The 253-nt window shown below is 65.6% G+C and carries 1 protein-coding gene; it reads right to left on the bottom strand.

Going from position 1 to position 253, the window contains the following annotated elements; genetic code table 11:
* The coding region (locus tag WA670_RS45125; protein ID WP_336162329.1) for an NAD(P)(+) transhydrogenase (Re/Si-specific) subunit beta at positions 1–253 on the bottom strand (253 nt) is incomplete at both ends.

Here is a 253-nt window from a genome sequence, read left to right as displayed (position 1 = left end):
GCGACCGCCATCCCGTAGCCCGGGGTGATGATCACCCGCGACGCCCCGGTCAGCAGTTCCGCCGCGCCTTCGGCGGTGATTTCCCGGTGCTCGCCGTAATCCTTGTCCCCCGACGGTCCCGCTTCGATGCCGAAGCCTCCGGCGATGACGGAGATGAAGGACCGGTTCATCGCCTTGCACATGATCCAGGACAGATACGCACCCGAGGAACCGACGAGGGCGCCGGTGATGATCAGCAGGTCGTTCTCCAGCA

This window comes from Amycolatopsis sp. VC5-11 (assembly GCF_037034185.1).
Taxonomy (GTDB): Bacteria; Actinomycetota; Actinomycetes; order Mycobacteriales; family Pseudonocardiaceae; genus Amycolatopsis; species Amycolatopsis nivea.
This window is presented reverse-complemented; position numbering and strand designations above follow the sequence as displayed.